Consider the following 1,725-nt stretch of genomic DNA (forward strand, 5'->3'; position numbering starts at 1 on the left):
AGTTTTAAATTAGTTTTACAGATATAATTTGTATAAAATAAATTTATAAAAAATAGGAATTTTAATTATGAAAAAAGAAAAAATTTATTTGCATTATGATATGGATGCCTTTTTTGCATCGATAGAACAGCGAGATAATAGCGAACTTCGAGGAAAACCTATTGCAATAGGATATGGAGTTGTCACTACTGCTAGTTATGAAGCAAGAAAATATGGCATAAAATCTGCTATGCCTATAATTCAGGCTAAGCGGTTATGTCCGCATCTTATTGTTGTAAATCTTAGAAAGGGCGTCTATTTTGAGGAAGGCAGAAGAATACAGGGATTAATAAAAAAAGTTCTGAAAAGATGTGAATTTACTTCTGTCGATGAAGGATATATTGATATTACAGAGTTTATAAGAAATAAAGATAATATTGATAAAAAAGAAGAAATTTTAAAGATTGAAAGATTTATAAAAAGATTTAAAAAGTATATTTTTGACAATTCTTGTTTAACTTGTTCAGTTGGAATTGGTTTTAGCAAGATAAGTGCAAAAATAGCAAGTGATATTGATAAGCCAAATGGATATTTTATTTTTAAAGATCGTGATCATTTTTTGGATTATATTTATGATAAGGAATTGAAGATAATTCCTGGAATTGGTAAAAAGACTAGAGAAGTATTAGGATTGTTTAATATAACAAAAGTTTTTCAGTTGTATGAAATTGGCAAAACTGAACTAATTAGAAGATTTGGAGAAAGCAAGGGAGAATATTTGTATAATTCTATTCGAGGATTATATATTTCTGAAATAAATACAGACAGGAAAAGACAGTCGTATGGTCATGAAATCACTTTTCGCCGTGAAGAAAATGATATTTTTGTATTGCATGCTGAATTGAAAAAGCAGTCTAAAAGATTAAGTGATAAACTTATTGAAAAAAATGAATTTGCAAAAACAGTTACAATAAAAATCAGATATTCTAATTTTATAACACATACTCGTTCTAAAACTTTAAAAAATGCAACAAATAATATGAATATAATTTATAAAACTGCTCTTGAAAATTTGGAATTTTTTGAGAAAAAGGATGAAGTCCGACTTATTGGAATTCAATTAAGTTCAATTTTAAAAAGTGATATAGTTCAACTTTCATTTAATGATTTAAAATAAAAAAAATAGTAAAAATTTTATTTTATTCTTTGAATTTTAGAATTTTTAAGCTAAATTAAATCAGATAACTTAATCTTGAGGTAAGTTGTAATAATATTTTGAATAAATTTTAATAAATTATTATATTTTTTCTTAAATTTTCCTTGCAAATTTATAAAAATAGGTTATAATACTAATGAATCAATATTTTAGAATCAAAATGTATTCAAACTCATTTAAAATTAAACTATTAAAGATCGTATAGATTTAGGATTTAAGTAAAATCGTCATAATTTTTGAGTTTAGTTTTAAATCAGTTTTATTATAAATAATAAATTATTTTTAACAAAAGATAGCAAGAAGTCGTAGGCTTTCTATAAGTGGGAGATGAATTGCTTTTTTTGTAAAAAAATTGAAAAAAGGATATATCCATGATACAATTTTTGTATAAAATATCGAATAGAAATAATTAAAAATAATATTCAAAATCAAAAGGAGGTGTAATTTTGTGAAATATAATTTAGCATTCAAATACAGGATTTATCCAAATAAAGAGCAGGAATTATTGATAAATAAGACTTTTGGATGTG

2 protein-coding genes are annotated in these 1,725 nt (G+C 23.8%); both read left to right on the plus strand.

Annotated features, from left to right (window positions below):
• The first annotated feature begins 67 nt into the window (after window positions 1-67).
• Window positions 68-1,156, plus strand: coding sequence for a Y-family DNA polymerase (locus ACO409_RS10870; RefSeq protein ID WP_485557170.1), 1,089 nt, complete (start codon window positions 68-70; stop codon window positions 1,154-1,156).
• Between the two features lie 487 nt (window positions 1,157-1,643).
• On the plus strand, window positions 1,644-1,725 hold an 82-nt coding region (locus ACO409_RS10875; protein ID WP_485557172.1), incomplete at its 3' end, for a helix-turn-helix domain-containing protein.

Source organism: Leptotrichia sp., from assembly GCF_057270615.1.